Raw genomic sequence first — 6,208 nt, forward strand, 5'->3', positions numbered from 1 at the left:
CAGGTGAAGGGAGACAAGGCGGACACATTATCAACAAAGCAGTGTATCTCGCGTTGGCTGTCACCATGGAGGGACAAAAGGAAGTTCTTGGCATGTGGATCGCGGAAAATGAAGGGGCAAAGTTCTGGCTTAGTATTCTTAACGGACTACAAAACCGTGGAGTTAAGGATATTTTCATAGCTTGCGTTGACGGCTTAAAAGGGTTCCCAGAAGCTATAGAAGCCGCTTATCCGAACACCCAAGTGCAAACCTGCATTGTGCATATGGTCAGACATAGCTTGAATTTTGTGGCATGGAAAGAGCGCAAACAGATGGCCGCCGACTTGAAAGAAATTTATGCCGCGCCAACAGAAGAGCAGGCGCGGAGGAATCTTGAACAATTTGAAACAAAATGGGATGCCACTCATCCAATGGTCAGCCAATCATGGCGCCGCAACTGGGAGCGAATAATCCCATTTTTCAACTATCCGCCCGATATCAGAAAGGCAATCTACACCACCAATGCCATTGAATCATTAAACCACTCGCTGCGCAAGGTAACCAAGAACCGTGGAGCATTTCCCGACGACGAAGCAATATTCAAGCTCTTTTATATGGCGTTACGCAATATTTCAAAGAAGTGGACAATGCCGATCAGAGACTGGAAAGCGGCTCTTAATCAGTTCTGTATTTTCTTTGAGGGGAGGGTGCCAATGCAAAATTGATGTCTTCCGCTACTTACACAAAATTATTGACAGACCCCATCGGCGGCGTGGCCGCTATTCCGTGCTGAGTATATCCCGCAACACCTTGGCGTTCCTGACGTTCCGCTGCTTTCTGTTCGGCCAATTCGCGCTGTGCATTCGCCTGCATCTGCGTCGCCTGAGCCGCGACTTTCATATCCTGCGACGATGGATTTGCCGGAGCAAGCGCCGCTGAGCGAATCGTTTCAGCCTTGCGCAAGGTCGCTTCAGGGTCACCAGAGACGGCCGCCGTGTCGATGCTGACTTCACCACCCACCGCATAGCTTTTTCCATCCGGCCCAACCTGCATTTCGTAACTGGCGCCGCCAATAGATAAACCGCCTGCCGCCGCCATATGCGCCTGCTCGTGCTGTCGCACTTCGGCGTCGCGTTGCCTCAGCTCGGTGACGACCCGCTGCTTTTCGGCTTCCTGTTGTTTCTGCGCGGCATTCTTATCAGGAGCCGCTTCTTCAGCATTGTTTTTTGCTGGAAACTGCCAAGAAGTGTAGGAAAATGATGGGGTACTTCCAATCCCTGAAAGTGCCATGAGATCCCTCCAGTATACTGCTTTGTACTTGCGATGCTACTACTGCTATCGGCACCCCAGAGGATATTCAACAGCGAAAAAACGTCAAGAGGCACGCCAAAATAGTGCGCTACGGTGACAGTAGAACTATGCCGGCGTCCAGTAACAACGCTTCGGCGAAACGATTTTTTCGGCCTTCTTGAGCTGATCCATGGCCTTATCGACCGTCTTGCGGTCAAGACCACTCAGCTCGGCAACTTTGCCAGCATTCAGTGGCTCACCCGCTGTGCGCATGACTTCCAACACTTTGTCTGTAGCTTCCATGATTACCTCCTGCGGATTTCGAGAGGACAAGAATACAATGATTTTGCATTTGATTTCACTGCTAAAACGCTCACCTAAAGAGCAACACAAATGTTGACACAGAGCAACAGGCAACTAATATGACTCCTATATCTAAAATAGCAACACAGGAGACGACAATGGCAGGCGCCCTACTCCAGCAACTCAAAAAAAGACGTACGGCACTAGGGTTCAAGCAAAGCGATATGATGATGCGTATCGGATTTTCCCGGCAGCAATATCAGCGCTTAGAGGCGAAAGGCAACCCAAGGCTTGACACGCTGGAGTTGATTGCCAAAGGGCTGAACAGCGAGGTTATGCTTATCCCGCAAGAAAAACTGAGCGCCGTCGTCGCGGTGCTTGAAAGTGTAGAAAGTGCCGGTGAAAAGAAAAGCCTGTCTGGCGACCCTTGGCAGAACCTCCTTGAGGATGAGTGATGCGCCACCACAAAGCAGATGAAGTCAGTGTGCTCCGGCTCATCTTACATGGCAATGCGTTAATGTACCGGAAGTTTAATTGGCAGAGCTTGATAATCTCAATAATTTGCCGCCCATCAACTTTTCGATGGAGAACTGGCATTGTTATGATAAAGCGTTCCGACCGTAATGGTGTTCAAAGAATTCATATGGAAGGCTCCATTCACGTTTTAGTCAATTATCTACAGAAGAATATACCATTCGAAAAGTTATGAGCAAATTAAGAGTTGAGCTTAGCAAACAATTAAGCTAATTTTTTAACGCTCAGTGCGGTAGGTGCTGAGGTGTGTCACAGGTTGTCAAGCGTAATTATTGGCGTGCCTCCGAGGTATACTGAGAATATTGACAACACCACGCATGCGAGAATCTTCATGGATACCTCCATCGTGAGAGTGATACAAGTATTATAAATCATTTCTAGCAGACGCGGCGTGGCTCTTCTGTTCGCAGGAGGGTGAGATGGTGTGAGAAAGGCCACTTGGCTTAGCCGGATGGAGGCTGTGAGATAGCCGCAGTCTTATGCCCCATCCGGTTTGCTGTTCCGAGACGATGGGGGCTATTTGCGTAAAGAAAAATATCCGTGGTACCGAAATCGGAATTATTTGCATTTTGACCCAGCTGTTGGTTTCATTCAAGCTCATCAGTTAGTCACTGACCCAAATCGTGTGTCTTCGCATGCGTTCTATCCTCTAATCTCTTACCAAATCACAACTGAAAAATTTAAGCGAGACTCCGAAACGAAATTGCTGAAAAGGCACCCAAAGTCCCGTGACATAGCCTATGCTGCCCATTTAGATAGCCACATTTACAGTTATTATTCTTGGCAGTTAGGGCAGCTTTACGAGAAAGAGCTGAAAGCTCGCAGAATAGATGATCATGTTCTAGCATTTCGAGCCTTGAGTAAAAGCAATATTGATTTCGCCGCTGAAGTTTTTGAGTCAATCAGGGCGAAAGGTAATTGTAGCGCTGTTGCGATGGACATTAAAGGCTTCTTCGATAATCTCGATCACGACTATCTCAAGCTAGCTTGGGCACTGATTCTCAAAGACGTAAAGCTGCCCAGCGATCACTATGCAGTATTTAAGTCCTTAACAAGGTTTTCGACGGTAGATCGAGATGCATTATTCGAAACGCTAGAAATATCGAAACATAATCCAAGATTCGGACGACATAGAATCTGCTCTGCGCGGGAATTCCGAGAAAAAGTCCGCTGTGGAGGTTTGATTACCCAAAACAAGACAGGGAAGGGAATTCCGCAAGGGACTCCAATCAGCGCGCTTCTGTCTAATATCTACATGATCGAATTTGATCAACTCATGTGCAGTAAAATGACTTTAATTGGCGGCGACTACTATCGTTACTGCGATGATATGCTTTTTATTGTTCCAACAGAAAAGCGTGACGAAGTGGCAGGAGAAGTTCAAAAGGAAATACAGAAGCTAAAGATATCCATCAATCCTGAGAAGACTGAGCTTCGCACATTTACTGTAGCTGCTGGCACCCAAAGTGCCGATAAACCGCTCCAGTATTTAGGATTCACTTTTGACGGGCAAAGGGTATTGATCCGATCTGCTGCCTTAGCCAGATATTCTGAGCGTATGAAGCGTGGCGTGAAAATGGCTAAAGCAACTATGAGAAAAAGAAATTCCATAAAATCGTCTCGCGGTGAAGATCAAAAACCTTTATTCAAGCGCCAGCTATATCAGAGATATTCACACTTAGGCAAAACGAACTTCCTGCGTTACGGATACCGAGCTTCAGAAGTCTTATTATCTGGTTCTATCAAGAAGCAGTTAAAACCACTGTGGGCACGGTTACAAAAAGAGATAGAGACATGATTTTTCGATGTGCTCGAAGGTTTTCGTCTTTTCTTTTCGCGCACTACCACATCACGCATCCCCCAACTCATTCAACAGTGCCCATGCTCAGCTCGGTTCCCTCGCTCAAAATCTCCACATAGTCATGGTAGATAAACTTCCGGTTTCTTTTTCCAACTCCCCGTTGCCGCAAAATACCAAGTTTTTCGCAGGCAGCAATCAACGCATTGGCCTTGGTGTAACTGATCCCGACCATGCTGGCCACGTCGTTGACCATAACCACTGGTTGACGCATCAAACCGCGCAGCAGAGTAAGGCCGTACGATCCTTCCCCATGCGCCACCAAGCGATCCGAATCCGTTCTTTCCAAAAGCTGGATTTTCTTGGTTGTCTGGAGCACCATCTGGGAAACCTCACGAATGCCTTCGAGAAAAAACCGAATCCAAGCTTCGAAGTTGCCATCCGTTCGCACTTGCGTCAGGCGATCGTAATATTCCTGCTGATAGGTTTTCAGGTAGGCACTCAAGTAAAGCATCGGCTCATCAAGAATCCCCTTCCAGACGAGATACAGCGTCATCAACAGGCGCCCGACCCGGCCATTACCGTCGTTAAAGGGGTGGATGGTTTCGAACTGATAATGGAGCAAGCCACAGCGGATCAATGGTGGCATGGCGTCATCTTCGTGCAGATATCGCTCGAAAGCACTCAGCGCATCGTGCATAACTTCGACGGGCGGCGGAACAAATCTGGCATTGACGAGATTGGTGCCGCCGATCCAGTTTTGCATGCGGCGGAACTCCCCGGGAGTCAGGTGGGTGTCTCCTCCACGCACCTGCTGCATCAGCACCCCATGGATTTCTCGAATCAAACGCAACGACATCGGGAAATCATCCTCTCGGAGCCGTTTCAATCCATGACGCATGGCCTTGACATAATTGATGACTTCGCCCACGTCGACCGTTGGCACATGGTTTTCGTCCGCGCCAAGTACATCGACCAACGAAGATTGCGTTCCTTCGATCTGGGAACTAAGTAGCGCTTCCTTCTGAATAAACATCCCAACCAGCAGATCGGGATTTGGTAAAACAGTGACAACGACATTTAACGCACCCAAGGCGCGATCCGCTTCCGAAAGCAACAGAGCGAGATCACCCTCCAGACTGATTGGTGGTGTTGGTGGGAGAGGTGCTGGAAAAAAGGCGGTGTAACCGGTGGGCATTTTTTTAAATTGGCCACTACGCATAGGCTTGCCTTTCTTATCCCGCGGCTGCGAGTTATGGAAGCTTCGCGATGGGTTATAGCATTTTTTTTGACATAAGGAAGGGAAATGCTCTCCATATCTCGCAACCGTGAGATATGGAGAGTGTTGGGATGATTATATCTCGCAAAAAAACATACGCTCAAGCAGCAAAGCGCCACGGCGTTAACCGAGTGTGTAAAATATTTTGTGTAAGTGGCCATTTAAGATACTATTCTGATCATATCTCAAGGAGTATCCCATGGCCATTTCCGATGAACTTCTCGACCAGCTTCTTGTCAACTATAAAAAGCCTGAAGATCTTGTAGGCGAAGGCGGTCTACTCAAAGAGTTAACGAAGCGACTTGTAGAGCGTGCAATGCAGACAGAGATGACAGACCATCTTGGCTATGCCAAACATGGAAAGTCAGACAAGCAGGCTGGAAACTCACGCAACGGCAAATATCCAAAGACTATTAGCGGCGAGTTTGGTGAGCTTCAGATCAATGTCCCCCGTGACCGCGACGCCAGTTTTGAGCCAAAAATTATCCCCAAAGGTCAAAGCCGTTTTCATGGTTTTGACGATAAAATCCTCTCTATGTACGCGCTGGGCATGAGTACACGGGACATTCAAGTTCACTTGGAAGAAATGTATGGTGTGGAGGTTTCCCCCACCTTAATATCCCAAGTAACCGATGCTGTGATTGACGATGTGAAATCATGGCAAAACCGTCCCCTTGATGAAGTTTACCCCATTGTTTATCTGGATGCTATCAGGGTGAAAGGGAGACAAGGCGGACACATTATCAACAAAGCAGTGTATCTCGCGTTGGCTGTCACCATGGAGGGACAAAAGGAAGTTCTTGGCATGTGGATCGCGGAAAATGAAGGGGCAAAGTTCTGGCTTAGTATTCTTAACGGACTACAAAACCGTGGAGTTAAGGATATTTTCATAGCTTGCGTTGACGGCTTAAAAGGGTTCCCAGAAGCTATAGAAGCCGCTTATCCGAACACCCAAGTGCAAACCTGCATTGTGCATATGGTCAGACATAGCTTGAATTTTGTGGCATGGAAAGAGCGCAAACAGA

At 47.8% G+C, this 6,208-nt stretch carries 7 protein-coding genes; 4 read left to right on the plus strand and 3 right to left on the minus strand.

Going from position 1 to position 6,208, the window contains the following annotated elements; translation table 11 throughout:
* On the plus strand, nucleotides 1-704 hold a 704-nt coding region (locus P304_RS0111025; RefSeq protein WP_027390572.1), incomplete at its 5' end, for an IS256 family transposase.
* A 13-nt stretch (nucleotides 705-717) separates the two neighbouring features.
* Here P304_RS0111025 and P304_RS15330 read toward each other — a convergent pair.
* Both P304_RS15330 and P304_RS0111035 read right to left on the minus strand, forming a co-directional pair.
* Nucleotides 718-1,269 (minus strand): putative metalloprotease CJM1_0395 family protein, encoded by a 552-nt coding sequence (locus tag P304_RS15330; RefSeq protein ID WP_051321631.1) that lies wholly within the window; start codon nucleotides 1,267-1,269, stop codon nucleotides 718-720.
* Between the two features lie 126 nt (nucleotides 1,270-1,395).
* A complete protein-coding gene (locus P304_RS0111035; protein WP_027390573.1) occupies nucleotides 1,396-1,572 on the minus strand; it encodes a MarR family transcriptional regulator in 177 nt (58 codons plus the stop codon).
* A gap of 158 nt (nucleotides 1,573-1,730) precedes the next feature.
* Between P304_RS0111035 and P304_RS0111040 the strand changes: the two genes are divergently transcribed.
* Nucleotides 1,731-2,027, plus strand: coding sequence for a helix-turn-helix transcriptional regulator (locus P304_RS0111040; RefSeq protein WP_027390574.1), 297 nt, complete (start codon nucleotides 1,731-1,733; stop codon nucleotides 2,025-2,027).
* 599 nt (nucleotides 2,028-2,626) lie between these two features.
* Nucleotides 2,627-3,904, plus strand: coding sequence for an antiviral reverse transcriptase Drt2 (drt2, locus tag P304_RS0111050; RefSeq protein WP_027390576.1), 1,278 nt, complete (start codon nucleotides 2,627-2,629; stop codon nucleotides 3,902-3,904).
* Between the two features lie 67 nt (nucleotides 3,905-3,971).
* Here drt2 and P304_RS0111055 read toward each other — a convergent pair whose 3' ends face one another.
* Entirely contained in the window at nucleotides 3,972-5,102 is a 1,131-nt protein-coding gene (locus P304_RS0111055; protein WP_236613351.1) for a Fic family protein, read from the minus strand.
* A gap of 280 nt (nucleotides 5,103-5,382) precedes the next feature.
* On the opposite strand from P304_RS0111055, the gene P304_RS0111060 reads away from it, so the two are divergent.
* On the plus strand, nucleotides 5,383-6,208 hold an 826-nt coding region (locus P304_RS0111060; RefSeq protein WP_027390578.1), incomplete at its 3' end, for an IS256 family transposase.

The sequence above is a fragment of the Chrysiogenes arsenatis DSM 11915 genome, from assembly GCF_000469585.1.
Taxonomy (GTDB): domain Bacteria; phylum Chrysiogenota; class Chrysiogenetes; order Chrysiogenales; family Chrysiogenaceae; genus Chrysiogenes; species Chrysiogenes arsenatis.